The organism is Kitasatospora sp. NPDC032150, from assembly GCF_055579945.1.
The window spans coordinates 32,176-58,133 of sequence record NZ_JBVIMH010000042.1 but is presented as its reverse complement, the minus strand read 5'-3'; the positions used below and the strand labels follow the sequence as shown (position 1 = coordinate 58,133).

26 protein-coding genes and 6 pseudogenes are annotated in these 25,958 nt (G+C 70.4%); 14 read left to right on the top strand and 18 right to left on the bottom strand.

What is annotated here, in order from left to right:
* Positions 1-83, top strand: a pseudogene (locus ACZ5ON_RS31920) (transposase); the annotation flags it as partial.
* Between the two features lie 7 nt (positions 84-90).
* Here ACZ5ON_RS31920 and ACZ5ON_RS31915 read toward each other — a convergent pair.
* Positions 91-867: an alpha/beta fold hydrolase gene (locus ACZ5ON_RS31915; RefSeq protein ID WP_465599974.1), complete on the bottom strand. Its 777-nt coding sequence runs from the start codon at positions 865-867 to the stop codon at positions 91-93.
* Between the two features lie 102 nt (positions 868-969).
* Here ACZ5ON_RS31915 and ACZ5ON_RS31910 point away from each other — a divergent pair, with 102 nt between their 5' ends.
* Complete coding sequence (locus ACZ5ON_RS31910) at positions 970-1,863, top strand: helix-turn-helix domain-containing protein (RefSeq protein ID WP_465599972.1); 894 nt, start codon at positions 970-972, stop codon at positions 1,861-1,863.
* Between the two features lie 55 nt (positions 1,864-1,918).
* Here ACZ5ON_RS31910 and ACZ5ON_RS31905 read toward each other — a convergent pair whose 3' ends face one another.
* Genes ACZ5ON_RS31905 through ACZ5ON_RS31895 form a run of 3 tightly spaced genes read right to left on the bottom strand, consistent with a single transcriptional unit; the run spans position 1,919 to position 3,503 of the window.
* Complete coding sequence (locus tag ACZ5ON_RS31905) at positions 1,919-2,338, bottom strand: arsenate reductase ArsC (protein WP_465599970.1); 420 nt, start codon at positions 2,336-2,338, stop codon at positions 1,919-1,921.
* Positions 2,339-2,367: 29 nt separating this feature from the next.
* The gene (locus ACZ5ON_RS31900; protein ID WP_465599968.1) at positions 2,368-3,114 is read right to left on the bottom strand and encodes an aquaporin; all 747 of its coding nucleotides are present in this window, start codon (positions 3,112-3,114) and stop codon (positions 2,368-2,370) included.
* Positions 3,111-3,503 (bottom strand): ArsR/SmtB family transcription factor, encoded by a 393-nt coding sequence (locus ACZ5ON_RS31895; RefSeq protein WP_465599966.1) that lies wholly within the window; start codon positions 3,501-3,503, stop codon positions 3,111-3,113. The genes ACZ5ON_RS31900 and ACZ5ON_RS31895 overlap by 4 nt, the downstream gene beginning before the upstream one ends.
* An 87-nt stretch (positions 3,504-3,590) precedes the next feature.
* On the opposite strand from ACZ5ON_RS31895, the pseudogene ACZ5ON_RS31890 reads away from it, so the two are divergent.
* Both ACZ5ON_RS31890 and ACZ5ON_RS31885 read left to right on the top strand, forming a co-directional pair.
* Positions 3,591-3,964, top strand: a pseudogene (locus tag ACZ5ON_RS31890) (ArsI/CadI family heavy metal resistance metalloenzyme); the annotation flags it as partial.
* Positions 3,965-4,046: 82 nt separating this feature from the next.
* Positions 4,047-4,346, top strand: coding sequence for a hypothetical protein (locus tag ACZ5ON_RS31885; RefSeq protein ID WP_465599964.1), 300 nt, complete (start codon positions 4,047-4,049; stop codon positions 4,344-4,346).
* A gap of 281 nt (positions 4,347-4,627) precedes the next feature.
* Here the strand turns inward: ACZ5ON_RS31885 and ACZ5ON_RS31880 are convergent, their stop codons facing one another.
* Positions 4,628-4,756 (bottom strand): hypothetical protein, encoded by a 129-nt coding sequence (locus tag ACZ5ON_RS31880; RefSeq protein WP_465599962.1) that lies wholly within the window; start codon positions 4,754-4,756, stop codon positions 4,628-4,630.
* On the opposite strand from ACZ5ON_RS31880, the gene ACZ5ON_RS31875 reads away from it, so the two are divergent.
* The 3 genes and pseudogenes from ACZ5ON_RS31875 to ACZ5ON_RS31865 all read left to right on the top strand — a co-directional run.
* Positions 4,755-6,161, top strand: coding sequence for an SWIM zinc finger family protein (locus ACZ5ON_RS31875; protein ID WP_465599960.1), 1,407 nt, complete (start codon positions 4,755-4,757; stop codon positions 6,159-6,161). The two genes, ACZ5ON_RS31880 and ACZ5ON_RS31875, sit on opposite strands and share 2 nt — an antisense overlap.
* Positions 6,158-8,737: a DUF7825 domain-containing protein gene (locus tag ACZ5ON_RS31870; RefSeq protein ID WP_465599958.1), complete on the top strand. Its 2,580-nt coding sequence runs from the start codon at positions 6,158-6,160 to the stop codon at positions 8,735-8,737. Before ACZ5ON_RS31875 ends, ACZ5ON_RS31870 begins: the two co-directional genes overlap by 4 nt.
* Positions 8,738-9,192: 455 nt before the next feature.
* A pseudogene (locus ACZ5ON_RS31865) lies at positions 9,193-9,881 on the top strand (helix-turn-helix domain-containing protein); the annotation flags it as partial.
* Between the two features lie 101 nt (positions 9,882-9,982).
* Here ACZ5ON_RS31865 and ACZ5ON_RS31860 read toward each other — a convergent pair.
* On the bottom strand, positions 9,983-10,732 hold the full coding sequence (locus tag ACZ5ON_RS31860; RefSeq protein WP_465599956.1) for an SDR family NAD(P)-dependent oxidoreductase: 750 nt from the start codon (positions 10,730-10,732) through the stop codon (positions 9,983-9,985).
* 89 nt (positions 10,733-10,821) lie between these two features.
* Here ACZ5ON_RS31860 and ACZ5ON_RS31855 point away from each other — a divergent pair, with 89 nt between their 5' ends.
* On the top strand, positions 10,822-11,232 hold the full coding sequence (locus ACZ5ON_RS31855) for a winged helix-turn-helix transcriptional regulator (protein WP_465599954.1): 411 nt from the start codon (positions 10,822-10,824) through the stop codon (positions 11,230-11,232).
* Positions 11,233-11,452: 220 nt separating this feature from the next.
* Here ACZ5ON_RS31855 and ACZ5ON_RS31850 read toward each other — a convergent pair whose 3' ends face one another.
* Positions 11,453-12,064, bottom strand: coding sequence for a lytic polysaccharide monooxygenase auxiliary activity family 9 protein (locus ACZ5ON_RS31850; protein ID WP_465599952.1), 612 nt, complete (start codon positions 12,062-12,064; stop codon positions 11,453-11,455).
* 391 nt (positions 12,065-12,455) lie between these two features.
* Entirely contained in the window at positions 12,456-13,856 is a 1,401-nt protein-coding gene (locus tag ACZ5ON_RS31845) for an IS1380 family transposase (RefSeq protein WP_465599950.1), read from the bottom strand.
* A gap of 157 nt (positions 13,857-14,013) precedes the next feature.
* Between ACZ5ON_RS31845 and ACZ5ON_RS31840 the strand changes: the two are divergent.
* A pseudogene (locus ACZ5ON_RS31840) lies at positions 14,014-14,314 on the top strand (transposase); the annotation flags it as partial.
* Positions 14,315-14,369: 55 nt separating this feature from the next.
* Here ACZ5ON_RS31840 and ACZ5ON_RS31835 read toward each other — a convergent pair.
* Complete coding sequence (locus ACZ5ON_RS31835; protein WP_465599948.1) at positions 14,370-15,359, bottom strand: helix-turn-helix transcriptional regulator; 990 nt, start codon at positions 15,357-15,359, stop codon at positions 14,370-14,372.
* A 92-nt stretch (positions 15,360-15,451) separates the two neighbouring features.
* On the opposite strand from ACZ5ON_RS31835, the gene ACZ5ON_RS31830 reads away from it, so the two are divergent.
* The 4 genes from ACZ5ON_RS31830 (at position 15,452) to ACZ5ON_RS31815 (ending at position 18,000) form a co-directional block, all read left to right on the top strand.
* Complete coding sequence (locus tag ACZ5ON_RS31830; protein ID WP_465599946.1) at positions 15,452-15,850, top strand: VOC family protein; 399 nt, start codon at positions 15,452-15,454, stop codon at positions 15,848-15,850.
* Between the two features lie 132 nt (positions 15,851-15,982).
* Positions 15,983-16,402: a helix-turn-helix domain-containing protein gene (locus ACZ5ON_RS31825; protein ID WP_465599944.1), complete on the top strand. Its 420-nt coding sequence runs from the start codon at positions 15,983-15,985 to the stop codon at positions 16,400-16,402.
* Entirely contained in the window at positions 16,402-16,974 is a 573-nt protein-coding gene (locus ACZ5ON_RS31820; protein WP_465599942.1) for a GNAT family N-acetyltransferase, read from the top strand. Before ACZ5ON_RS31825 ends, ACZ5ON_RS31820 begins: the two co-directional genes overlap by 1 nt.
* An 87-nt stretch (positions 16,975-17,061) precedes the next feature.
* Positions 17,062-18,000, top strand: a complete 939-nt coding sequence (locus ACZ5ON_RS31815; RefSeq protein WP_465599940.1) for a MerR family transcriptional regulator — start codon at positions 17,062-17,064, stop codon at positions 17,998-18,000.
* Between the two features lie 39 nt (positions 18,001-18,039).
* Here ACZ5ON_RS31815 and ACZ5ON_RS31810 read toward each other — a convergent pair.
* The 9 genes and pseudogenes from ACZ5ON_RS31810 to ACZ5ON_RS31770 all read right to left on the bottom strand — a co-directional run bounded on the left by ACZ5ON_RS31810 (position 18,040) and on the right by ACZ5ON_RS31770 (position 23,904).
* Positions 18,040-19,294 (bottom strand): annotated as a pseudogene (locus ACZ5ON_RS31810) (IS256 family transposase).
* A gap of 435 nt (positions 19,295-19,729) precedes the next feature.
* Positions 19,730-20,197, bottom strand: coding sequence for a hypothetical protein (locus tag ACZ5ON_RS31805; protein WP_465599938.1), 468 nt, complete (start codon positions 20,195-20,197; stop codon positions 19,730-19,732).
* A 122-nt stretch (positions 20,198-20,319) separates the two neighbouring features.
* On the bottom strand, positions 20,320-20,586 hold the full coding sequence (locus tag ACZ5ON_RS31800) for a hypothetical protein (protein ID WP_465599936.1): 267 nt from the start codon (positions 20,584-20,586) through the stop codon (positions 20,320-20,322).
* On the bottom strand, positions 20,583-20,786 hold the full coding sequence (locus ACZ5ON_RS31795) for a hypothetical protein (RefSeq protein ID WP_465599934.1): 204 nt from the start codon (positions 20,784-20,786) through the stop codon (positions 20,583-20,585). The genes ACZ5ON_RS31800 and ACZ5ON_RS31795 overlap by 4 nt, the downstream gene beginning before the upstream one ends.
* Complete coding sequence (locus ACZ5ON_RS31790; protein WP_465599932.1) at positions 20,764-21,225, bottom strand: hypothetical protein; 462 nt, start codon at positions 21,223-21,225, stop codon at positions 20,764-20,766. Before ACZ5ON_RS31790 ends, ACZ5ON_RS31795 begins: the two co-directional genes overlap by 23 nt.
* A 249-nt stretch (positions 21,226-21,474) precedes the next feature.
* Positions 21,475-21,636: pseudogene (locus ACZ5ON_RS31785) on the bottom strand (DUF4097 family beta strand repeat-containing protein); the annotation flags it as partial.
* Between the two features lie 79 nt (positions 21,637-21,715).
* Positions 21,716-22,525, bottom strand: coding sequence for an alpha/beta fold hydrolase (locus tag ACZ5ON_RS31780; protein WP_465599931.1), 810 nt, complete (start codon positions 22,523-22,525; stop codon positions 21,716-21,718).
* A 104-nt stretch (positions 22,526-22,629) separates the two neighbouring features.
* On the bottom strand, positions 22,630-23,292 hold the full coding sequence (locus tag ACZ5ON_RS31775) for a DUF4097 family beta strand repeat-containing protein (protein WP_465599929.1): 663 nt from the start codon (positions 23,290-23,292) through the stop codon (positions 22,630-22,632).
* Between the two features lie 444 nt (positions 23,293-23,736).
* On the bottom strand, positions 23,737-23,904 hold the full coding sequence (locus ACZ5ON_RS31770) for a hypothetical protein (RefSeq protein WP_465599927.1): 168 nt from the start codon (positions 23,902-23,904) through the stop codon (positions 23,737-23,739).
* A 1,077-nt stretch (positions 23,905-24,981) separates the two neighbouring features.
* Here ACZ5ON_RS31770 and ACZ5ON_RS31765 point away from each other — a divergent pair.
* Positions 24,982-25,905: an NADP-dependent oxidoreductase gene (locus ACZ5ON_RS31765; protein ID WP_465599926.1), complete on the top strand. Its 924-nt coding sequence runs from the start codon at positions 24,982-24,984 to the stop codon at positions 25,903-25,905.
* Positions 25,906-25,958: the final 53 nt, after the last annotated feature.

The following is a 25,958-nucleotide window of genomic DNA, read 5'->3' as shown; positions in this document are numbered from 1 at the left end:
TCCGCCGCTACATCATCTGGCGAAACAAGCACGCCCAGGACGAACGCCTACGCGAGGTCGTGAACAGGGCGAACGTTGCCTGATGCGGCACTAGTGACCGAGGAGGGGTTCGCCTGGTGAGTCGACGGGCACGCGCAAGCCACGGCCGCCGCCTGAGGCTGCGCATACCAGCACGTCAGCCAGCTCGGCTGGCGTGGAGAGCATGGGGAAGTGCCCGGTCGGCAGCTCGAAGAATGTCGTGTCCGGGTCGGCGAATCTGGTAAACCTCGGCGCGCCGGTGGCGTGCAGCTGCCGAGCCACCTGCAGGCTGAGTCCGTTGGCGAGGCAGAACACGCCGGTGAGCGGCAGACCTCGCCAGGCCCCGGTCAGCTCGACCGCCTCGAAGAAGGTGGCGGTGGGCTGCGGTGTCCCCAAGCGGTGCAGCCGCATCCGGTCTTCCTCGGAAACCCCCGTCAGGCCGGCGGGTCCTGCCAGGTCCTCCGGCGCGGGTACCGGCATCAGCCCGTCGACGGACGTCTGCCGGAGGTGGTCGCGGCGCTGTGGGGTGAGGAACAGGTCGGCCAGCGAGTCGCCGTCGTCAGGAGGCAAGACATCCACGAAAACCAGCCGGGCCACGCGGTCCGCTCGCTGGTCGGCCGCTCCCACGGCCGGGAAGATGCCGTAGCTGTGGCCGACCAGGACGACATTCGGTCCTTCGCTCTCCAGCAGGGCGGCTACCTGGGCGACATGGGCAGCCAGGCTGGTTCCGCTCCCGGTGGCGAGGACGGCGGGTACGGCCCGGTGTCCCCGGGAGGTCAGTTCGGACATCACCGCCTGCCAGGTCCAGGCTCCCTGCCAAGCGCCCGGGACGAGTACGAACGTCGTCATGGTCCACCCTTTCGAATTGGATCGTCAGTGTCGGCTGACGGACCATAGGACCTCCCCCAGGGGAGATTTCCACGTCGATACCGAGCGGAAAGCGCAGGGAGCATGACCGACACGGAGGCAACTGCCCACGCCCTGAGCATCGGTGACCTGGCGCAGACCGCCGGGGTTCCCGTGAAGACGGTCCGCTACTACTCGGACGCGGGGTTGCTCGGAGAAGCCACGCGAAGCCCTGGAGGACACCGCCGCTACAGCCCGGAGGCGGTCGAACAGCTACGCACCGTACGACGGTTGCGCGCCCTTGGGCTCAGCCTGGCGGCGGTCACCGACGTGATGCGAGGACAGACCGACGTGGTGGACGCGCTTGACCTGCACCGGCAACAGGTCGAGCGCAGCCTCACCGAACTCCGCTGGCGCCATGCCGCCTTGGCAGCGGCCACCGAAATGCCCGAGGCTGTGGAGATACTCGGCGACGCGCTCACCGTCGCACCAGCCACCGACGCCTTCGTCACCTTCTGGCGGCGCGTGCTGCCGGCCCGGCTGCCCCGCTGCCTGCTCACCGGCATCATCGACGCCGCCGTACCGGACCTTCCGTCCTCACCGTCTCCCCGGCAGGCACTGGCTTACGCCCGACTGCACGCCCTGGTCTCGGACCGCGCGGCTGCTACCGCGATCCGCCGGGAAACCGCCGACTGCGACGCCCGAACCCTCTACGAGGGCTTGGGCAGCGCTTACGAACTTGCGGCCCGGCGGGCCCCCGGTGCAGTGGACTGCTTCGTGAACGCCTACGCCCGCGCCCGCCACGCCAAGGACACCCCCGCATTCCGCCGCGCACTGGCCCAGGACCTCACCCGGGCCGACCCGCGGATGTCCCACTACTGGTCCCTCGTCGCGAAGCTGCGAGCCGACGGCATCCCCGGCAAGGAGCCAAACATCGGAACGGCTCACGGCCGCCTGGTCACCGAGCTCCTGACCCAGGTGTCCCCAGGGCAGCGGTAGCGGCGGCGCAGCCGGTGCGCCGGGAACATCGCTCCTATGGTCACCGCCGTAGTGGTCACGCGGCTGCCTCGACGCCGAGCTCGGTGAGCAGGCCTCGGATGCGCTGCTCGATCTCGTCGCGGATCGGGCGGACGGCGTCCACGCCCTGGCCGGCCGGGTCGTCGAGCTTCCAGTCCAGGTACCGCTTGCCGGGGAAGTACGGGCAGGCGTCGCCGCAGCCCATGGTGATTACCACGTCGGAGGCCTGCACGGCCTCGACGGTCAGGACCTTCGGGGTCTCGGCGGAGATGTCGATCCCGACCTCCTTCATGGCCTCGACCACGGCCGGGTTCACGGTGTCGGCCGGGGCGGAGCCGGCCGAGCGAACCTCGACCCGCTCGCGGCCGAGGTGGGTGAGGAAGGCGGCGGCCATCTGGGAGCGGCCGGCGTTGTGGACGCAGACGAACAGCACAGACGGGACGACGGGAGAGCTCACGGGTTCTTCCTTCAAGAGCGGGGCGGGGTTCAGCGGCCAGAGGCGACCGGATGGTGCTCGCCGTGCGGAACCAGGACGTCCTCCGCGGCGGGTGCGGGGCGGCCGAACAGCACGGCGACCAGGGCGACGCCGACGAGCAGGCCGACGAGCTGGGCGGCGATGAACGGCAGCACGGAGGCGGGGGCGATGCCGGCGAAGGTGGGGGTGAACGCCCGGCCGATCGTGACGGCCGGGTTGGCGAAGGACGTGCTGGAGGTGAACCAGTAGGCGGCGCCGATGTAGGAGGCGACCGCGACCGGCGCGAAGTGCGCCCGGCCAGCGCGGGCCAGGCCGAAGATCAGCAGGACCAGCCCGGCGGTCGCCACGACCTCACCCAGCCACAGGTGCGGGGCCCACCGGGCATGGGTGGACCAGCGCACCAGCGGCTCGGCGAACATCGCGTCCGCCAGCAGCGCCCCGCCGATCGCCCCGAGGATCTGCGCGGGCAGGTATACGGCGACCTCCCGCAGGGTCGGGCCTTCGCAGCCGCGGCGACCGGTCCACCAGGCGGCCAAGGTGACGGCCGGGTTGAAGTGGGCGCCGGAGACGGGGCCGAGCAGCGCGATCAGCACGCCAAGGCCGAAGACGGTGGCCAGGGAGTTGGCCAGCAGTTGCACGCCGACGTCCTGGGACAGCTTGGTGGCCTGGATGCCGGAGCCGACTACGACGGCGACCAGCGCCCCGGTCCCGACGAACTCGACCGCTGCCCGGCGCCCGAGCGGAGCTATCTGGGTCATCTCACAACTCCCGCCGCCGCGGCAGTGGTGTCGGCCGGGGCCTGGAGCAGGGAGGAGAGCTGGGCCAAGGCGGCGGGCAGCACCCAGTAGTAGACCCAGGTCCCGCGGCGCTCGGAGCCGACCAGGCCGGCCTCGCGCAGCACCTTGAGGTGGTGGGAGATGGTCGGCTGGGACACGTCGAACGGGCCGGTCAGGTCGCAGACGCACGCCTCGCCGCCCTCGTGCGAGGCGATCAGCGACAGCAGCCGCAGCCGCACCGGGTCCGATAGCGCCTTGAACATCCGGGCCAGGTCGACGGCGGCCTCCTCGCCCAGTGGCTCGCGGACCATCGGCGAGCAGCACACCATGGCGTTGTCCTGCCCGAGGACGACCAGCTCTGATTTCGACATACGCCTATGTTGACAGCCATCTAATCAGAGAGCAAGGTCGCTGTATCGACAGATGTCGACACAAGACCTCGGATCGGAAAAGCCCCCGTGTCCCGTGTTCAGCTCGCTCTGCGCGTCGCCAACCTCGACTCGAAGGCTCCGTCGCCTTCTACTCCGAGCTGTTCGGCGTCGAGCCGGCCACGCGCCGTCCCGGCTACGCGAACTTCGCCATTGCCGAGCCGCCGCTCAAGCTCGTCCTCATCGAGGGCGAGGCCTGCGAGGACACCCGGCTTGACCACCTCGGAGTCGAGGTCGAGTCCACCGAGCAGGTCGCCGCCGCCACCGCCTGGCTGAAGGATTCCGGCCTGGCGACCTTCGAGGAGAACGACACCTCCTGCTGCTACGCGCTCCAGGACAAGACCTGGGTGACCGGCCCGGGCAAGGAGCCGTGGGAGGTGTACGTGGTCAAGGCCGACGCCGACATCTCCTGAACCGCACCGGCCCGGCCCGGCCCGTACCCTCATCCTCGACGAGCTCACCCTCACCCTCACCCTCCTGCAACGGATGCTGCGCGAACGCCACCGCCGCTGGCCGCGCTGCTCCAACCTCCACCTGATCACCAGTCAGATCACCGCCGCCAATCCCGCCGGCCCGCCCGCGGGCCTGTCGTTCTTCTACGACCTCTACACCGCCGCCGGCGTATCGGGCCAGCACCTGCGTCGCGACCGCATCCTCGACGAGGCCCGCCACACCGGCGACCCCGTCCACCTCATGCACCTGTTCGCCGTCTCGGCCAGCACAGCCGTCGCCTACACCCGCGCCGCCCACCCCGAACGCTTCACCACCGACCCCGCGCAGCCGTAGGCCCCCACGCCGAGGGCGGATGACACCGGGCAGGAGAGGCTTGGGCGGGTTGGAGGAGTAGGGCGGCCGAGCGGGCCTACGTGGAGCCGTTGCCGTTGTTCTCTGGGCAGATCTTCTTCGGCTGCCCGCACCGGAGGCCGCACGGCCCGTACCCGTACAGGCCTCTGCCCCGGGGCAGCGCGGGCTCGTTCCCGCTCGTGATCAGGTGGTCTGGAACTTCCACGTACCGAGGGTGGCCCAGTTGCTCCAGGTGCTGCCGCTGGCGCTGTACGCGTGGGAGATCAGGCTGTCTGCGCGATGGCGAAGACCTCGGCAGCGTTCGAGGCGGACTCGTAGACCGCGGCCGGGGCGCCGGCGAACTTGTACTGGCGCCGAGCGCTGTCAGTCCCCTGCTCTAGCGTTCCCGACATGACGCAAGCCGCTCACACGTACCGCTATCTGCGCTCCTCCGTGCTGGACGACCTGCACGGGCGCCTCGGGCTGGAGACCTCCGGCGGGGCCACGCCCTTCGGCGAGGTCGCCCATCCCCACTTCTTCGAGGGGGTGCTGACGGCCCCTTCAGCGGTGGCCGCCGGGCTGCTCGCGGTCGCGGACGTGGCCGCCGCACGCTACTACCAGCCCCGGCTGCCCGCTTCGCTGGACCCGGTGGTCACCGCCAACGGCGACCGGCTGCGCTTCGAGTCCTTCTCCGGCTGCGGCGGCGTCTACGCCCGGCTCGACGTGCTCGAGTCCGGCCTGGACAGCGGCGAGATGGGCCACGGAACCACCAATGTCGACATCAACGTTCCGCTGCGGGACGCCCTCGGCCGCATCGGCCCGGCCGAGCCGCTGCGGCTCGCGGTCGGTCCGGAGGCGCTGGAGGTCACCACGCTGGACGGACCGCTGGTGGAGAAGAAGGTTCCGCTGCCGGACCGCTGGCTGCGCGGCTTCGCCGAGACGCAGGTGGTGGCCGCCGGTTTCGACCTGCGCGCCGAGTTGCCCGCCGCCGAGGCGGTCCGCTTCCTCCGCTCGCTGACGGCGGGAAGTGCGGGGAGCGCGCGCGGCACGGCCGGCCCGACGCAGTGGGTCATCCCCACCGGGCGTCTGCTGCGGCCGACCAGCCGGCCCGTGCCCGGCGCCGTCTGCCTGCCCGGCCCGCAGCGGCTGGTCGCGCTGCAGCGGGTGCTGCGCCACGCTCGCGCGCTGCGCATCTACGGCCCGCCGCTGACGGCCGGAGACAGCCGGCCGACCAGCTCAGCCTGGGAGGTCGAGCTGCCCGGCATGCGGCTGACGCTCATTCTCTCCCCCGACCCGGCCCGCGGCTTCTCCGGCGAGGGCGGCGTGCTGGACGCGCTGGCCTCGGCCGGCAGCGAGCAGGACGCGGAACTGGTCGCGGTGCTGCTGGCCTGGGAGCCGCGTATCGACGTGGGGGAGCTGGCCGAGCAGGCCGGCCTGTCGTCGCAGCGGGTCCGCGCGGCGTTGACGCGGCTGGGCACCGCCGGGCAGGTCGGCTACGACACCGCCGAGGCGGCCTTCTTCCACCGCCAGCTCCCCTATGACGCGGGCCGCGCCGAGTCCCGCAACCCGCGGCTGCGGGCCGCCCGCACACTGGTCGCCGCCGGGGCGGTCCGCCCGGAGGCGGACGGCGGCGCACTGGTGCACGTGGAGGATCATGTACAGCGGGTCCGCCGCGCGGCGGACGGCTCGCTGGGGTGCACCTGCCTCTGGTGGGCCAAGTACCGCGGCGGGCGCGGACCGTGCAAGCACGTGCTGGCGGTCGGGTTGGCGGCGGAGGCGACGGCCTCCGCCGAGCTGAAGGAGGTGGCGGCGCGATGAGCCTGCTGGACTGTGTGGACGCCGGGGATGCCAACGGCGTCGTGGCTGCGCTGGCCGCACTGGGCCCGGCGGAGCGCCGCGCCCTGCTGCCTGAACTCAAGCGCCGCCGCAAGGAGATGTCCGTCGCCTGGTGGGAGCACTCGGGAGGCCACAAGCTGGCCCTGCTGGTGGCCGGCCTCGGCTGTCACACGGCGCCTTCCTCCGCGTTCTCCTGGGCGAACGGCATCGGCTCCCCCGCCGGGATCGTGGTCTGGCAGAACGAGACGGTCCTGGCCGTCGTCGACCGGCAGAGTCCGCAGTGGCAGGCGGAGGTGCTGCGCCGGATCGCCGACCGGCGGCCCGGTTGGTTCGGCGACGAGTACCCGGCCGTCGAGCGCCTCGCCCGCGCCGCGGGTGAGCCGGTGCCGGTCACTGACGGAGTGGTACTTGCGTGGCAGCACCACCACGTCCCGCCGTACGCGACCGAGGAGTACCGGCGCGAGCTGGTGCCCCGGCTGGCCCAGGTGCCGTCGACCCCCTCGCTGCTCCTCGGGATGTTCGACGTCGTCGGCGCGGGCGACCAGCTGGGCGAGGCGTGGCGTGGCGCGGTCCTCGGGCTGATCGAGGCCGGCGTGGTCGAGCGCGACGAGATACTCGACCGCTGCCTGGCCCGGCTGGCGCGCAGCGGACGGCCGGGCGACCAGCGCGGCTTTCAGCGGCTGCTGGAGCAGCTCGCGCCGACCCCGGAGGAGATCGCCGCACGGATCCGCGCCTACCTGCCGCTGCTGGACAGCCTGTCGCCGGTGGCCGCCCTCGGCCAGGCACAGCTCGCAGAGGCGGACGCCGCGGGCCTGCTGGAGCCGGAGCACCTGACCGAGGCCTCGGCCACGGTCTTCTTCCGCAGCGAGAAGAAGCTGCTGCGCGCCCAGCTCACCTGGCTGGACCGCTCCGGTCGGCGCTCCCCGGACTGGGCGGCGGCGGCCGTGCGCGGCGCGGCCCTGGCCTTCGGGCAGAGCGACGCGGAACTGCAGGAGCGGGCGCTCAAGGTGGCGGCGCGTCACCTGAAGGTGGCGGGTCCTGCCCTGCTGCCCGAACTGCAGGCGGCGACCGAGCTGCTCGGTCCGGCCCAGGCCGCCAGTGCGGTGGCGCTCTTCGGCCTGGACGCCCCCGCCGCGTCGGACGCGGCCGCGCCCTACGAGGAGTTGCTGCCGCCGCTCCCCCAGCCCCTGCCGCTGGCCGAGCCGCTGGACGGTCCCGCCGCCGTGGCCGAGGAGCTGGCCGCCGTGCTGGCGGGCGACGGCAGTGTCGCCGCCTTCGAGCGGACGCTGGCCGGCCTGGTCCGCGAGGCGTTCCGGGACGGAGAGGCGCTCCGGGCGGCGCTGAAGCCGGTGCTGGGCGAGGAGCAGTGGGCCGAGACGCTCAGCGTCTGGTCTCCGGACTACACCTGGATCGCCCTCGCCGCGGCCGCGGCTGCAGGTCAGGTCACCGAGGCGCGGGCGCACGCCATGCTGCAGGGGCAGGGCCCGCTCCGGACGGAACATCAGGAGCGCCTCAGCGCGGTCCACGCCACCCGGGTGCACGAGGCCGCCGCTCTCATCGTGCTCGGACGCACGCCTTTCCTCGTCGCCACGCCCAGCTACGCGGACGGCGGGCTGGAGGCGGCCGTGCTGGTGGAGCGCCTCGCCGCCCTGGAGGCGGCGGAGGGCGAGGTCGGCGCGGCCGACTTCAGCCAGGCGCTGCTCCGCGTCCTGCCGACGGACGATCCGGAGGTGCAGGCGGCAGCCGTGCAGCTCCGCTCGGCGGAGGGCCGACGGCTGGCTCGGTGGCTCGCCCAGGGCGGGCTGCCCGGCCAGCGTACCGAGCGGCTGCCGGCCGGGGCGGGGCCGCGTGCGTGCCCGCGCGTCACCCAACCCGGGCTCGCGCCGGATCAGGAGCCCCTGCTCCACCCGGACATACGCCGGATGCTCAACCCGATGCTGGACGGGGAGGGGCGCCACATCCCCTCCTACGGCGGCATCGCGACGCCCTACGCCCTCGCCGTGCTGCCCTGCCACCGCGAGGAGCTGGCGGTGCGGCTCGGCAGCGCGATCATCGAAGCCGCCCAGTATGGCGCCAAGGGCGCGCAGCTGCTGCCGCAGCTGGTCGAGGCGGGCGGCCCGGCCGGCCCCGGGGTCCACCTGACGGTGGCGTGCGCACTCGGCGCGGCGACGGCGGAGGACCGCACGGCGGCCGTCGACTCCCTGCTGCTGCTCGCCGCCCAGGGCGCGCTCGACGCGGACCGCCTGGGCTCGGACCTCGCCGAGGCGGTCCGCTGCGGCGTGGCCCCGCTGAACCGGCTGCCGCTCAGCCTCCGCCAGGCCGCCGAGTCCGGCGCGTACGGGACGGTCTGGTCGGTCCTCCGCTCCGCCCTGCCGGGCCTGCTGGCGCCGGAGCCGATACGCGGCGTCCCGGAGCTGCTGGCCATCGCCACCGACTGCGCCGCCCGTAGCGGCGCGACCGGCGCGCTGCCGGCGGTCGAGGCGCTTGCGGCGCAGCGCGGCTCCTCCCGCCTGCTGAAGGAGGCCCGAGCACTGCACGCCGTGCTGACGGCGAGCTGAGAGGCGGCTCACCCCAGCAACGCGTAGACCGCCGTCCCCTGCGCGGCGAGGGCGCCTTTGCCCTCCGGCGCGACCGGATACCCACCGAGGTCGGTCGAGGCGCGGCGAGGCGGCAGAATGCGTTGTGGCCCGTTCCCGGCAGCTCTAAATGCCGGGAACGGGCCCATGTGCTCTCCTCCTGGTCGGGCCCTACGGTTCCATGACGCCGGCCATGTCGTGCAGGTGGTGGACGACGTCATCCCAGCCCTGGCCGTACCAGTGCGGGCTGGTCAGCGCAGTGGGTACGTCCGGGACGGCCGCGATCTGGTCCGCGGCCTGCCTCCACGCCGTGGCACCTAGCTGTACTGACCACGGAGGTTGGTGACAGGGGTCACGGCTTGGTGATCTTGAAATGAGTGAGGGCCTCCTGGCTCGGTGTGGATTGCGACATCCACCCGGCGACCAGAAAGGCCCTCATGCCACACCGTAACTCCCCGCTGACCGACCGGACGCCTACGTCTGGCACGCTGCGCGGTCGAGGACGGCTGGCCGCTGCGGCGGGCCGCCGGGCGCTTCCAGGTCTCACCGACCACCGCTAAGCGTTGGGCGGACCGCTACCGCGCGCTCGGCGAGGCCGGCATGAGCGACCTCTCCAGCCGGCCGCACCGCAGCCCGCACCGGACCCTGACACGCACTGAGCGACGGATCATCAAGATCCGTGTGCTCCGCCGCTGGGGACCGGCCCGCATCGCCTACCTGCTGCGACTCAACCCCGCCACCGTGCATCGCGTGCTGACCCGCTACAAGCTCGCCCGCCTCGCGCACCTCGACCGGGGCCACGGGCCGGGCGATCCGACGCTACGAGCGTTCCGCGCCAGGCGAGTTGGTCCACGTCGACATCAAGAAGCTCGGCAACATCCCCGACGGCGGCGGCCACCACGTCCTCGGCCGCGAGGCCGGCCGCAAGACCCGCTCCGGGGTGGGCTACAGCTACCTGCACAACGCCGTCGACGACCACTCCCGCCTGGCCTACAGCGAGATCCTGTCTGACGAACGCAAGGAGACCGCCGCCTTCTGGGCCCGCGCCCAGGCGTTCTTCGAACAGGCCGGGATCACCGTCCAGCGGGTGCTGACCGACAACGGCTCCAGCTGTGCGGGCCACGCCGCGGCCACCGCACGCACCTCCTGCGGACGATCACCGATTGGGCTGCAGGAGCCTGCCGACTGCAGGCAGGCGGCGGAGCCCGTAGCCGAACGGACGGGGCGTCAGCGCATGCCGCCGGAAGCGAGGATGACATCCCCGGTGATCCAGCGCGCGTCGTCGGAAGCCAAGAAGGCCACCAGCGGCCCGTAGTCGTCCGGGGTACCCGTTCGGCCCAGCGGGGTGCCGGCGATCGCCTGTGCTTCCTGAGCCGAGCCGGGGAATCCCATGGCCCTGGTGCCCTCGGTGTCCGACGGTCCGGGCATGATCGCGTTGACCCGGATGCCACGCGGGCCCAGTTCCTTGGCCGCAACGATGGTGAACGCGTTGACAGCGCTCTTGGACGCGACATAGAGCGAGGCGTACGGCGGGTGGGTGAGCGTGCCGGCCGTCGAGACGTTGATGATCGACGCGGCGCTGATGTCGTCCTGCGCGGCCAGGGCCTGCGTAGTGAGGATCGTACCCAGCAGGTTCGTGGTCATCTCGCGCTGGAACTCCTCTTCGGTGATGCCCGACAGCGGCGCGAAGGCGGCGACGGCCGCGTTGTTCACGAGCACCTCGACCGGTCCGTACTCCTCGCGCGCCCGATCGAACAGACGGCGCACATCGTCGCCGCGGGCCACGTCCGCCCGGACCGCGATCGCCCGGCCGCCCTTGGCTGTGATGCCCTCGACGACCCGCTCGGCGCCTTTCGCATCCTCCCGGTAGTTCACCACGACGGCTGCACCGGTCCCGGCCAGCGCCTTGGCGATCCCCGCACCCAGGCCCTTCGATGCGCCCGTGACGATCGCCGTACGTGCGTTGCTGCTGCTCACAGTGACTCCTCGAACGTTGGTGCTTGCGAAGTCACCGTAGGAAAGCCCGTTACTGCTGGGAAGTACCTACTTTTTTGTAAGCTCCTGCGGTGATAGAAACTCAGCAGGTCGCGACGGCCACCCGGCTCCTGGCCCACGACACGTTCGACAACAAGTGCGCGCTCAGGCCGATCATGGACCAGACGACAAGCCGCTGGGCGACACTGATCATCTCGGCCCTCATCGCTGGCCCGCACCGCTTCGCGCAGTTGCACCAACGAGTCGGTGGCATCAGTCAGAAGATGCTGTCGCAGAACCTCAAGGCACTGGCCCGGGCCGGGCTCGTCGGCCGCCATGTCGCGCCCACCAACCCGCCCCAGGTCACCTACAGCCTGACGGAACTCGGTGTCAGCCTGGCCGGGCCGCTGACCGAACTCATCCGATGGTTCGGCCAGCACGGAGCCGAGCTCCTCGCCGCCCAGGAGCACTACGACAGCCAGCAGTCGTCACCGCGCGGGTAACGGACCGGTCCCATGGGTCGGGTCGGCGGAGTCTTGCGGCAGCACCAGCCGCCCTAGCCGGAGAGCACAGGTCCCGTCCGCCAGCTCCAGGGCGCGGGCGAGGACGGCTTCCCGCTGTGTGGTGCAAGCACCCATGTCAGAGGAGGCGCCGCTGCCGCCTCGTTCAGGCGGCGGCGGGGAGGTTGCCTCTCCGTAACCGGGGGCAACCTCCCCTGCGGAATTACCGGGTGAAGTTGACATCAATCACCTGGTAGAAGGCATGACCTGTGTCGGCAACCTCCCACACGCCAAGGATCACGTGATAGCCGGAACGCTCCGGCAGCTTGATCGGGTGCGGCTTATCGAGGTGCGGATCGTCCTTGGCCGGCGGCATTTCCGGGTACGGGAGGTCGCCGTACGGCTTGTACGTCGCGAACGGCTCAGGCTCGAACTGGGCGCGGCCCAGCGGAGCGCTCGGATCCCAACCCTCCTTGGTCACGAAGTAGTTGTAGCGGCGCGTCCTGTGCTTCATCGAAAAGTTCCACTGGAAGGGAACCTCCGTGCCCGACGGAAGATCGACCTTCGGCCAGTCCCGCAGCTCATCGAGCGCCGCACCGGCTGGCTCACTTCCCCCGCTGGCGATCAGGCCGTCCGGCGGCACGGGCTTGGGCCCACTCACGACATCCGTCGGCACGTCCGGGTCCGTCAGCCCGACACGCGTCGCCGGGAAGAACTTGCCCGCTTCCAGACCGTTGGACGGCCAGCCGCCGTTGAACAGAATGTCGGCGCGAGAGCGAGGATTTGTCATCCATCCGTGCCTGGGGGCCGCCTCGCCATGATTTTGCGCAGCCACTTCCGCTTCCTCTCCGAGTCGACAAGCAGGGCAAGGTCACGGCTGTTCAGTGGACCGAAGAAGATTCAGCTGGTGAGCAGTAGCCCTTTGCCCGGCCGAGATTGATGCTTCGGAGACTATCTATCCGCACGACTGAAAGTGCGTCATGTCACTCATAAGAGGCCATCGTGTTGTGACCATCACCCGGGAATCCGCCCTCGGACAGCATGCTCGGCGAAGCCGCCCAACAGCACTAACCTCCGCCTTTCAGTTGGGTCTGACTGAGCCGGGTTGATGGCGGTGATGGCGCCTTCCTGGTGGTGTGCGGTGGCTGGGCATGCCAAGGGCCCGACGCGCTGGCCGGGGGCCCCGAGGGTCCTTGGTCGTTGGTGGGCAGCGCCAGGGTGCCGGTTCAGGTGACGGGTCGAGGTAGGGCCTGGAGCCGGGTGAAGGCGGCCGCGAGGTCGTGGCGCCAGGGCCAGGTGGCGGCGATCCGCAGGTGCAGTCGGCGGGCGCCGTGGCTGATGCGGGCGGCGGCGTGCAGCAGCCGGTAGCGGAGCTTCTTCGGCTCAGCGGTGGCCAACTCACCGTCCAACAGGAGGGTTTGCATCCAGGCGAGGAGGTCGATGGCGGCCAGGGAGAGTTCCAGCCAGGCGGTGTTGATCGGGAAGTGGCGGGAGGGGAAGCGGCCGAATCCGGTGGTTTTGCCGCAGCGGATGCGGTCCTCGATGCGGGCGCGCGCGGTGGCGGACCTCCAGTAGTTGCAGGGAGCCTTGGCCGTAGGGGGTGTCGGTGAGGAAGACCTGGTGGCGCATGCCCTCGTCCAGGTCGAACAGGGACAGTTGGGCGCCGGGGTGGGGTCGCTCGCGGCGGACGATGATCCGGGTGCCCTCGGGCAGCCCGGGCGGGTTGACCATGGCGGTAGTTCGGCGACCTGGGCGCCTTCACGAATGGAGCCGTCCTGCTCGAGGGCCGGGTGCCAGACCTGGTCGGGCAGGTGGCGGATCGCCCGGGCGAACCGCTCGGTGATGGACCATCCGACCGAGAAGCGGGTGTGGATCCCGCGCGAGCGCAAGGCGCGTATGTGGGTCAGGAAGGTCTTGGCGGATCCGGCGCTGTCGGCGCGGACGAGGATCTCGGTGCCGTGCCGGTGGGCGTCGGGGATCTGGGCGAGCGCGGCATCGAGCACGCTGACGTGGTCAGCGGCGGTGTTGGCCGAGGCGTTTCCCGGCCGCAGCACACCGGCCAGGGCCTCACCGGTGTTGTCGAGGAAGCACAGCAGCGGGTGGTAGCCGAAGCCGTGCTTGTAGGTCGGCGCGGCGTTCTCCTTCTCGGAATGGCAGGTGACGAGGGTGGCGTCGATGTCCAAGACCAGGCCAGGCGGTTCGCGTCCGCCGGCATGGGCAGCGGGTATGCCGTCGCGGGTTTCGCCGGCCTGGAGCCAAGCGATCTCGCGGGCCGCGGCGCGGGCAGCGCGCAGGGCGCGCAGTGCGGCCGCATCGAGGCCGGCCAGCAGCCGCCAGGCGGTCGGGGTGGAGGCGATGGGGCCGAACGCCTCGGGCTGGTCGCGCAGTAGGGCCAAATCGGTGATTGCTTCGCCGCCGTCGGCGAGCATTACCGCCAGATCGACCGTGATGCGGCCCGGATCGTGGCCGGTGCCGCGCGGCCGAAGCCGGCGCAGGGCATCGCCGAAGCCGTTCGTGAGGCCGGTGGCGTCGGCGAGATCGGCCAGCAGGCGGGATCCGGCGTGGTTGATCACCCCTCGGCCGTCGGCAGAGACGACGAGCCGGGGACGCGACCCGGTAGTCTTCACGTAGAAAGTGCCTTCCTGCTGGGCTGACAGAGACCTTCGACAAGCCTCATCATCCCAGCACAGAAGGCACTTTCGCGTTCACGCTCACGTTCGAACGCCGACGCAAGTGAAACGCGCAGGCTAACGAATGTTGCCACCCGCAACACACCCGGACTAGGCCTACTCGTCCCGCGGCAATCGTGCCCACCTGCGTAAACGCCACATCAAGGCGGTCATCCCGGAGAAGAAGGACCAGACCGCCAACCGGAAGAAGAAGGGCAGCCGAGGCGGTCGCCCCGTCAGCTACGACGCCGAGCTCTACAAGGAGCGGAACACCGTCGAGCGCCTGATCAACAAGCTGAAGGCCTGGCGAGGCATCGCGACCCAGTATGAACAAGAGCCCGGAAAGCTACCTCGCCGGCCTTCACCTCCGCGCCTCGATGATCTGGATCGATGATCTCCTGCTGACCACTGATTGATCACAACACCACACAGGCCCTAGGTGTGCCATCTCATGACATTGGTTCCTCGCTGTCAGGCTTGGCGGGCGTAGGACGCGAGGCGATCGGCGAGCTCGATGACGAGGTCGCGTAGTTCATCGGGGCGCTCGATGACGAACGGCCGGTCGAGTGAGGCGAGTGCCGGAGGCAACCAGTCGAGCCGCTCCGCCCGCAGCTCAACGCGCAGCCAGCGCTCGGTTGCCCGGTCCTCGCATGCCGCGGGCCCGTGCTCCTCCAGGCTCGCGACGCTGGCGGGAAGATGGGTGCGGATCTGCTCAACCGTCCCGTGGATCCGCAAGGTCACCTCATGCTGGTACTCAGCCGTGGCGAACCCTGACAACACCCGCTGTGCCGGACCGGGACCCGCCGGCGCTTCGAATGAGCCGGGCAGGGTCCGCGCGTCTGTGATGCGATCGAGCCGGAAGGTTCGGTCCTCGCCGATCCGGACGTCCGTGCCCGTGACGTACCACCGGCCCGCATGGGCGACGATCCCGTACGCGTGTAGTGTGCGTTCGCTGCGCCGTCCGTCGCGGTCGGTGTAACGGATCGAGACCGGTCGGCGGTGGCGCACCGCATCGGCGATGGTGAGCAGGACCCCGGCGTCCGGGGTGTCGAACTCTCCGGGCTGTTCCGTGAAGGCGAGGGATTCCAGGAGTGTGTCGAGTCGGCGGGCGATGTGCTTGGGCAGCACCCGCCGGATCTTGGCCGATGCAGTCTCGTTTGCCGTGTGCTGCGTCGTCATCAGCCCTGCCCGGCGGCCAGCGACCAGGCCAAGCAGCACGGCCAGCGCCTCGTCGTCGCTGAGCATGAGCGGAGGCAAGCGGTACCCGGGGGCGAGCCGGTACCCGCCGTAGCGGCCGCGCACCGATTCCACGGGCACGTCCAGGTCGATCAGCTGGTCCACGTACCGCCGCACGGTGCGCCCTTCGACGCCGAGCCGGTCTGCGAGTTCCGCCACCGTCTGGGTGCCGCCCGACTGCAGCAGCTCCAGGAGTGTCAGCACGCGGCCAGTGGGTCGAGGCATGTGCACAACATAGCGCGAATACAGGACCGATTCTGTCCACTATTTCTCCTAGCCTGCGACGTGCACGCCTCCACACAGCCAAGGAGATCCCCATGGACTTCGTCTCGATCCGCATCATCACCAGCGACGTAGCGCGCCTCGTCGAGTTCTACGAGCGAGCCACCGGGGCGCGGGCGACGTGGGCCACCGAAGACTTCGCCGAACTCAAGACCGCGGGCGCCACCCTCGCGATCGCCGGCACCCGCACCGTCCCGCTGTTCGCCCCGGGCTCTGCCCGCCCGGCGGACAACCACAGCGTGATCACCGAGTTCCTCGTCGACGACGTGGACCGCGTTCACCAGAACCTGACCGGCTTCGTCACCGACTTCGTCACCGAGCCCACCACGATGCCCTGGGGCAACCGGTCGCTGCTGTTCCGCGACCCCGACGGCAACCTCGTCAACTTCTTCACCCCCGTCACCCCGGCGGCTATGGAAAAGTTCGCACGCTGACGCCACGCACAGCCGCTCACGCGGGGGCCCTGAGATCCCAGGGCCCCCGATGAACGCGGCCACCGAGTCCAGGAGCGCCACCGCCAGGGGACATCGGAACGCATCGCTGACCCCCGAAGGACGTCTGCGCTCGTGCCTGCGGATCGCCGCCGGACGTCCGATCGCACACGTCGCTGCCGAAGCCGAATCTCCCGCCGCTGCCTGGCCAAGTGGTACGCCCGCTGGCGCGCGCACGGCGAGAACGGACTGCTCGACCACTCCTCCCGCCCCGCCACCAGCCCCGTCCGCACCCCCGAGGACATCGCCGACCTGGTGAAGGTGCTGCGACGGCAGACCAAGCACGGGCCAGCCCGGCTCGCCGCCGACCTACAACGGCTGCACGGCGTCACACTCGCGCCGGCGACCGTCCACCGCATCCTGGTGAGGCGAGGACTCAACCGGCTCCGGGGCCTCGGTTCGGAGCAATTGTCAAGACTTGTGGATGCAGTGATAGTGGACCACGGGCATGGTTCGTCGGTGTCAGGGAGTGCGCTCTCACATACGATCGATTGATGCATAACACCGTCGTACTGCATGCGGCCGCGATGCCGACCGCTCCCGCCCTCCTGCTTCGTCCCTGGTGCATGGAGGACATTCCCGCGCTGGTAGAGGTGTTCCAGGATCCGGTGTTGCGCCGCTGGACGAACTCCGTCGTGAAGGACGATGCCGACGCGATGCGGTGGGTTCAGACCGAGCAGCGGGGCTGGGCGACGGTAGGCCGGTTCGGCTTCGCGGTGCTCGAAACGCACCCCGGTTCACCGCACGGGCAGTTGGTGGGCAACGTTGTCCTCAAGGAGGCGGCCCCCGGCAAACCGTCCGCGGAGGTGGGCTATTGGACCGCGGCGCACGCCCGTGGAAAGGGTGTGGCGCCGCGCGCTCTGGAGGCTCTCACCGGCTGGGCCTTCGACACCCTGGGGCCCGATGGGCTGAAGCAGCTCGAACTCCTGCATCAGGTGGACAACCCGGCCTCGTGCCGAGTCGCGGAGAAGAGCCGGTATGACTTCGACAGAGTCCTTGCCGCGGCGCCGCCCGCCTTCCCTCGCGACGGCCATCTGCACATACGACGCAGAGACGCCGTCGAGTAGTCGGCGAGACTTCTGGACGAGGGCCGGTCTGCCGCTGCCAGCCGATGGGCTTGAGTCTCCAGTAGGGGGAGACGCAAAGCTGAGGGCATGGACGGCGACACGCTCTACTCGATCGGTGACCTGGCTCGGCGGACCGGGCTGACGGTCAAGACCATTCGGTTCTATTCCGATTGCGGGATCGTGGTGCCGACTGATCGCAGCCCGTCCGGCTACCGCCTTTACGACATCGAAGCTGTCGCCCGCCTGGACCTCGTACGTACGTTGCGCGACCTGGGACTGGACCTTGCCACGATCCGGAAGGTCGTGGACCAGAAGCTCTCGCTTCCCGAGGTGGCGGCAGCGCATGCCGAAGCCCTGGCGGTGCAGATCAGCACCCTGCGCCTGCGGCGCGCGGTGCTGACAGCGGTGGCCGAGCGCGGGGCCACCCTTGAGGAGATGGATCTTATGCACAAGCTGGCCAAGCTCTCCGAAGACGAACGCCGACGTCTGATCGGAGACTTCCTCGACGCCGTCTTCGGCGGGCTGGATGCCGACCCCCAATTCACGGGGGTCAGGCGCTCGATGACCCCCGAGCTGCCCGACAACCCCGAGACCGAGCAGATCCAGGCCTGGGTGGAGTTGGCCGAACTGTCCCAGAACCCGGACTTTCGCACCAGCGTGCGGCGGATGGCCGAGGACGGGTCGGTCGAGCGTGCCCAGGGCGACATCGCGGTTCTGCACCGCGACCTCGTCGCGGCCGTCCGTGACCAGGTCGGTCCAGCACTGGTGGCCGGCCTCGCACCGGCCTCGCCCCAGGCCGATCCGACCGTCGCCGCGCTGACGGCCCACTACGCGCACGTCGTCGGCCGCCCCGACGACGTAGGGCTCCGCAGGCAGCTGCTGGCCCGCTTGGAGACCGCGAACGACCCCCGCAGGCAGCGGTATGTGGACCTGCTCGCAGTGGTCAACGGCTGGCCTGCTCCGGAGAATCTGGTCCCCGTGCTCACGTGGTCCATCCAGGCCCTTCGTGCCCGGGTGCCGGGGTAGCGAGCCGGACGGAGGCGGCGTGGGCCGGACCAGTGCGGGTCACGCCACCTTCACCTCATCTCGCTCCACCAGCTGGCCGCGTTCGAAGCGGGCTCCGGCGCGGACAAGCGGAACGAGGTGGGCGCCGTTGACGGACCGCCAGCGGGCCTGAGCGGACTCGACGAGCTTGAACACCATCGCCAGCCCGGCGGCGCGCGGAGCCGGCGCCCTTGGTGACCTTCGTGCGAAGTCGGACGGTGGCGAAGGTCGACTCGATCGGGTTGGTGGTCCGCAGGTGGATCCAGTGCTCGGCCGGAGACTTGTAGAACTCCAGTAGCTCGTCCTGGTCATCGGTGATCTTCGCGACGGCCTTGGGGAACTTCGGGCCGTAGAGCCTGGCGAAGGTCTTGACCCCCTGCTCGGCGTGCTCGCGGTCCTCGGCGTTGTAGATGTCCTGGATGGCCTTCTTCGCCGCCGGCTGGGCCGACTTCGGCATGGCGTCGAGGACGTTGGCCGTTTTGTGAACCCAGCACCTCTGTTCGCGGGTGTCGGGGAAGACCTCGCGCAGGGCCTTCCAGAACCCGAGCGCGCCGTCGCCGACCGCCAGCACGGGCGAGCGCATGCCCCGGCGCGCGCAGTCCCGCAGCAGGGCGGCCCAGGACTCGGACGACTCCCGGTAGCCGTCCGTCATGGCCCCCAGTTCCTTGGTGCCGTCCGCACGGACCCCGATCACGACCAGGACGGCGGCCTTGGCCTCGTCCAGGCGTACGCGCAGGTGGATGCCGTCGACCCAGACGTAGACGTAGTCGATGCCGGACAGGTCGCGGTCCTGGAAGGCGGCGTGGTCGGCCTGCCACTGGGTCGTCAGCCGGGTGACGGTGGCCGGGGACAGCCCGGCCGCCGAGCCGAGAAACTGCTCCATTGCCGGGACGAAGTCGCCGGAGGACAGGCCGTGCAGGTAGAGCAGAGGCAGAACGCCGGCGATCTTCGGGGTCTTGCGGCACCAGGGCGGCAGGATCACCGAGGAGAACCGCTTACGCTCGCCGGTGGCCTCGTCGACGCGCTTGTCGTTCACCCGCGGGGCCTTGACCTCGATCGCGCCAGCCGCGGTGGTGACCTTCCGGGGCTGATGGTAGCCGTTGCGGACCACCAGGCGCCGCCCCGTCTCGTCCTTCTCGTGGGCCAACTCGGCGATGTAGGCGTTGACTTCGGCCTCCAGCGCGGCGGCCAGCATCCGCCTCGCGCCTTCGCGGACGATCTCGTCCAGCAGGGAACCGTCTCGCGTTGAACCGTCGGCGTTGACTACGGTGAGCACGGGCGTGCCTTCCCGACCGACGCTGCAACGTCGGCCTACTCGATGACCATCACAGGATCATTCGGGAAGGTACGCCCTCCGCGTTCCTCCCGGAACTGATCCACAGGTCTTGAGCATTGCTCTCGGTTCGCCAACTGGGTCGCAACGTTGCAGGTCTCAGCCACGTGACGCTCGGTTATGAGTATGAGTGATGATGGGCTCCTGCCGCGGTCGGCACTGTGATGTAGCAGCTTCATCGAGCAGACCTGCCGCTGGTAGAGAAGGGTGAGCATCACCCGCGCCGCATCGTCGAACAGCGGTTTGGAGCGCTGGTTGCCGGTGGCCCGCCGGGCGCGGCCGCCACGTTGCTCGCTGTAGCGTTCCTGAGCCCGAGCCGCCTGCAGTTTGCGCGCCGGAATTACAGGGCGGCCCCGGGTAGCCTGCGCATCGCGCGGGTCAGCAGGACTCCATGGGCCGGGTGCTGAGGCGGCTGATGCGCCAGGTGCCGTCGGGCATCTGCCGGGCCTCGGCAGTGGCCGGCACGCGCGGCGGACTGCCCGGAGCCTTCGACACGGAAGCGGTGGAGATGGCGTACGGATTCCAGTCGGACACGTCGATGCAGTCCTTGAGCTCTACGACCGGCGGCGTCGAGGACAGGTCGACCCGGACCACAGACGGGTTCACGATCTTCTTGCCCTTGAACCGGTAGCCGGAGGTCTTCTCCCGGCTGGTGTCCGCCAGTTGGTTCTGGTATGCCTCCCCGATGGCCAGCTCCGCCAGACGCCCGGTGTTCTCCTCGCCGGTGCGCCCGGCCTCCTGGCGGTAGGCGTCGAAGGCGCGGTACACCACCAGCACCTGCTCCCCGGCGGAGGCCGAGGAGCTGGCGGTGCCGGACGCCGGCTGCGCGGCAGGGCTCGCGCTCACGGTGCCCGCCTGCCCTGACGCTGCCGCCGTCGGCGCGGTTCCGGAGCCGTCCGAGCATCCGGCCAGCGCACCGGCGGCAATCGCCGCCGACAATGCCAGCCTCAATCCTGTCCCCCGCGCCATCAGATCCCGTCCCCCCGCACTGCGTTCCTGGTCTGCCTCGCGATTCTGGCAGACAGCACCGTGTCGCCCGCCTCCTGGTTGGCGAACACCTCGATCGAGAAGCGCTCGCCGGGTTTGACGGTGAGTGGTCCCGAGGTCGGGGTGAACATCGTGCCGTGGTCGAGTTTGCCGGTGGTCATCTTGTGGACGGCCACCGCACCCACGGTGGCCGCGACAGCCGGCACCGCGGCCACCGTCAGCAGGACTCGGCGCCACTGCCGCTTCATGGGTTCCCTCTCGGTGAGTGACGGGCCAGGGAGTCCATCGGCTCCTGGTGGGCCGTCTGTTGCTCGCGCTCGCGGACGGCCTGGCGCTGGTCGTAGGCGGCGCGGGTGTTCGGGTTGTCCGGTGCGTCGGTGAGGGGGTGCCGGCCGGGGCGGCCGAAGCGCCGCCAGACGGGCTGGTCACCGTCCCAGGTGGTCGGCAAGGGCCTCGATGGTGCGGCGCCGGGTGGTGTACATCGAGACCGCCGAGCCATCGGCGAAGTGCAGGCGGAACCGGGCCATCGCCTGCCACCTCGGGCGCCGCTCGATCCGGGCGACGAGGTGCCGGGGCGCGTGCCACAGCAACTGGCCAGCCTTGCGGATGTCCAGCGCAGTAACGAAGGCGGTCCGGCGGTCGGTGACCACCAGCAGTCTGGACATCGCGCCGCCCGTCGTGGTGGGAAAGCCGTCCGCGAGGCTGCCGGAGCCTCCCGATACCCCGCCCAGCTGCCCCAGCGCGTTGCCGACCCGTGCGCCCACGCCGTGCCCAACGCCCTTGGCGCCCGCCACGGGTACCACCGTCGCCACGTCGAGCAACTGCTCGCCGGGCTCCAGCAGCGGTTCTACGGCGAGGCGGTAACGGTTCATCAGTGTCTCTGTCACCGCGGCAGAGTAGCGGGCGGCGATCACCCCACGTTCAGGCGGGTCCGCCGGATGCGGCGGCTCCCCGTGTACCCGCACCGGTCGATCGACAGCAAGAACGAGAGCCAGCGGTGGTGGGCATGGGGGCTGTGAGGAGCTGGCACGTTCGTGGCAGTCGGGGTTCCAGCAGGGTGGCCTCGTGGCTGGGCCAGGCCGTCAGGCTGAGGGACAGGTGGTCGGTCCGCCTCACCCTGTTCTCGGCGCTCAAGCGACGGTGGTCTGCCCGGCGGTCTGGACATAGCGGCTCTTGGAGGGGTTGGCGGACAGGACCTCGACGGTGGTGTCGACGCGGTCGGCGGCGATGAACCGGATCCGTCCGGCGGGGATGTCAAGGACGGCGGTGATCGCGGCGGGGATGTCGAACTTCAGCATGCTGCTGGCCCGGATGGGTCTTCACCGTGACACCGGCGAACGCGCAGCCTGGCCGATGGTGATTCCGTCTGCCACGTTGTCAGTGGAGGGCGTTGGCATCGGAGGCTTCGCGGACCGCGGTGGCGATGGCGCGGTAGTCCTTGCGGACGACGGTGGAGTGGTTGCTGGGGACAGTGGCGCTGACCTTCACGTGGGGGTTGCGCTTGAGGACGGGGTCGAGGGTGGCGCGCATGGCGGCGTGTCCTTCCTCGGTGCTGCCCAGGCTCTTGCCGGAGGCGACGATGAACCGCATCGGGCACGTGACGTGGTCGAAGGCGGGGTCGCCTGCGGCGACGATTTCGTTGAGTTCGATGTTGATGTCGGCGTGCTGGTCGGCACTCATGTGGGCGGACAGGCCCAGGCGGCGGGTCAGTGGCATCGTCCAGCGGAACTTGCGGAACAGCCGTCGGATCTCCTCCTTGCCGGCGTCCCGGCCACCGTCGACGGTGGCGAGGTAGTCCCAGGGGTAGCCACCGTCGACCATGACCACGCCGGCGAGGCGGTCGCAGTGGCGGGCGGCGTAGTGCAGTGCGAGGGCCGCGCCGTAGGACCAGCCGACCAGCAGCGGGCCTTCGGCCCCGGTGGCTTCGATGACGGCGTCGATGTCGCGCAGACACGCTTCGAAGGAGTAGTCGCAGGACTTCCGGGAGCGGCCGCGGGCGCGCTCGTCGAAAGTGATGTGCCGGTAGCCGTCGCCGAGTTCGGCGATGACGGGCTTCCAGTTCTTCTGGGTGGCGTAGGAGCCGTTGAGGTAGATCACAGGCCGGCCGGGTCCACGGGTGTCGGTGACGGCCAGGGCGGTGTCGTCGACCGACACCATGCCGGTCCAGGCGGAGTGCTTGCTGGTCATGGTGTGCCTCTCTCCAGGGTCAGAGGTGGATCAGGAGCGGTGGACGGTGATGCCGCCGTGACAGGTGCGGCCGCGGTTTCGAGCGCGGCCGCACCGCGGGCTCCTCACAGGCTGCGGGCGGTGATGTCGCCGTTGGAGGTGGTGGCGCGGATGTCGAGTTCGGCGGTGCCGTCGTTCCTGAGGGCGTTGTGGATCCGGCCGTGGGCGGTGCCGGCGTCCAGGGCGGCGGAGACGCCGGCGGCGGCGCCGATGGTGATGCTGCCGGACTGGGTACGGAGAACGACCGTGCCGCGCACGGCCTCGGTGATCCGGATGTCGCCCCTGGCGGTGCTGATCTCCGCGGGACCGGTGAGCCGGCCGACCTCGACGTCGCCGTCGGTCGCCGTGAGGCGCAGGCTCGCGGCCTCGTCGATCCTGATCTGGCGGTACGCGCCTTCGAAGACGACCTCGCCCAGGCGGCCGACGCCGCGCAACTCGCAGGCGGCGGCCCTGGCCTCGATGCGGGAGCCGACGGGCAGCTGAACGGTGACCTCCACGGATCCGCTACCGAGGAGCACGTTCTTGGGCTCGGGGACGTGGATCCGCAGGACGCCGTCCGCGTAGGCGACGGCGGTCTGCTCGGCGGTCTGGACATCGCGGCTCTTGGAGGGGTTCGCGGGCAGGACCTCGACGGTGGTGTCGGCGCGGTCGGCGGCGATGAACCGGATCCGTCCGGCGGGGATGTCGAGGACGGCGCGGATCGGGGCGGGGGCGTCGAACTTCAGCATGATGCTCTCCTGTGCTCGCTCGTTGTTTCTGACGTTGACGATCCCCGACCGTCCTGACACCGGACAGCCACCGCACTGACACCGCCCCTGACACGGTGCCACCTCAGGGAAGTCGTGGACACAGGATGCAAATGGAGGGCTCTACCGAAGGACTTTCCGCTTTGGCGGACAGCTTGGGGCTTCAGGGCGAGGTGGGCGGCGTGTCAGCTTCCTGTAACCGCTCCACGAGACGACGACCAAAAAACAAGCGCCGACGCCGGATCAGGTCTGCCCTCGGCGGCCGCAACGGGGACTCCTGGGTGCACTCGCCCGCCCTGGCCCAGGGGTCGTCCTGCTTCCGCAGCTCCCACCTCTCGCTCCCGCCGCTCGGCGTACGCGCGCTCCTCGGCGATCGTGGGGATGGAGGCGATGGCCTCGGCCGGGCGGCCGAGTCCGGATAGCCACTCATCGCTTGACGCGTTCGCGAACGGCGAGGACGACGAGGGCCAGCAGGGTGGGTTCGAGGATCCGGGCAGCCAGCTCGATGTCGGTGGCGATCGGGGTGAGGTTCTGTTCAGCGGAACGGAATACGACGGCGTTGAACGCCTCACGGATGGCAAGCGGGCCGAGCAATGCTCAGGACTTGTGGATCGGCCTGACGGACGAAGGCGTACCTTCCCGATGGATCGATCGATAAGTCATCGAGCAAGGCCGACGTTGCGGCGTCGGTCGGGAAGGCACGCCTGTGCCCACGGTAGTCAGCGAGGACGGCGCCATGGCAGCCCGCCGCACCGTTCGGCGTCGTGCCCGGTTGCTCCTCCGCGCGGCGAGCCGTAAACCCCGCCGGAGTCGGCGTGGACCTGCTGGATTCTCCCGGTCAACTCGATGTCCATGCGGCGTCGTTCGCACGGCTCGGCCTCGGCGCGACGCCAGCGGTAGTAGGTGGAGGAGGGGATGTGAAGTTCCCGGATTACGGGCTCGATCCCCAGGTGCGGGTGCTCGTCGAGGAGCGCGGTCGCCTGGGCCGGGGTGGGTCGAGCTGTGCGGCGAAAAAGACCGAGGCCGTCCGCAGGACCTCGTTGGCACGGCGCAGTTCCCGCACCTCGCGCCGCAACTGGGATGGGGGCACCCGCCTTTACGCCGTCCACGACCCCTCGCGTCGGTGGTGCCCAGCCGCGGAGTTGGACTTCGGGCGAGGCCGAGCCCGGCGCCGATCGTGAAGCCGGCTTGGGGTCATGCCCACGTACTCGCCGACCGTGTCGACCAGCCTTCGGATGTGCGATGAGGCCGCGGAACAGCCCATGGCGCCATCACTCATTCGGACGCGGTTGATGGGCACCTTGTCAGCGGCCTTGCGACACTCGTCTTCGGGGACCTGTGGGACTGGGAGGCGCGGGCTCCGCTGTCGCTCGTTGTGCGCAACGGCGACAGCCGGAAGATCCGCCCGTACCACTTCTCGCGGGTCGGCGACCGCGACCATGGCGTGGCCTGGCTCACCGGGCCAACGCGACGTGGAGCAGTGCTCCTCGCTGGGTGCGGCAGAACCCGACCAGCGGACACCGACGGGAGGTCCTGAGGTGATGACCAAGCGGGCCTTCGACAAGGCCCCCGGCGCTGGCGCCGCAGGCACGGCGGCTGCCTCAGTCGAGGCCGGCCCCGCGCACGGTCGCGCGGTCGTGCTGCTGCACGGTTGGCCGTAGGGGATCTGGCATGCAGGCCGTCGTCGTTCGGGACCGCGCCGCTGGCGTCCGCGGCATGACCCTGACGGAGTTGCCCTACCCCCACCCCGCCGAGAACGACGTCATCGTGCGGGTGCATGCCGCTGGGTTCACCCCGGGGGAGCTTGCGTGGCCGGGAACGTGGACGGATCGCGCCGGACGCGACCGGACGCCGAGCGTGCCTGGGCACGAGCTGTCGGGTGTTGTCGCCGAACTCGGGTACGGCACGACCGGTCTCACGGTCGGCCAGCGGGTGTTCGGGCTGGTCGACTGGGCCCGGGACGGCTCGCTGGCTGAGTACACCGCGGTGGAGGCCCGCGATCTGGCCCCGCTGCCGGCGGATGTCGACCACACGGTGGCCGCTGCCCTGCCGATCTCGGGGCTGACCGCCTGGCAGGCACTGTTCGACCACGGTCGGCTTACCGCGGGGCAGACTGTCCTGGTCCACGGGGCTGCGGGCGGTGTGGGATCGATCGCGGTGCAGCTCGCGCGTGAGGCAGGGGCCCGGGTGATCGGGACGGGCCGGGCCGCCGACCGGGACACCGCTCTCGGTCTGGGCGTGGCTGCCTTCGTGGATCTGCAGACCGATCGGCTGGAGGACGTCGGCGAGGTCGACCTGGTCCTCGACGTGATCGGCGGCGAGATCCAGGAACGCTCGGCCGCACTGGTACGCGCCGGGGGCACGCTGGTGACCATCGCCTCGCCGCCCGAGGTCGGTCCGAGGCACGGCCGTGCCGTGTTCTTCGTCGTCGAACCCGACCGTGCGCGGCTCGCGGATCTAGCCCAGCGGCTCAGGGACGGACGGCTCAAGCCGATCATCGGCGAGGTGAGGCCGCTGGCCGAGGCAGCCGCCGCATTCACCCGCGGCCGACACACTCCCGGCAAGACCGTCATCCGGGTCACGGACGGCGGATAGCCAGCCGCAGGACTGCTGGACGGGGCGATCGGCTCAGCACACCGCGGCATCGA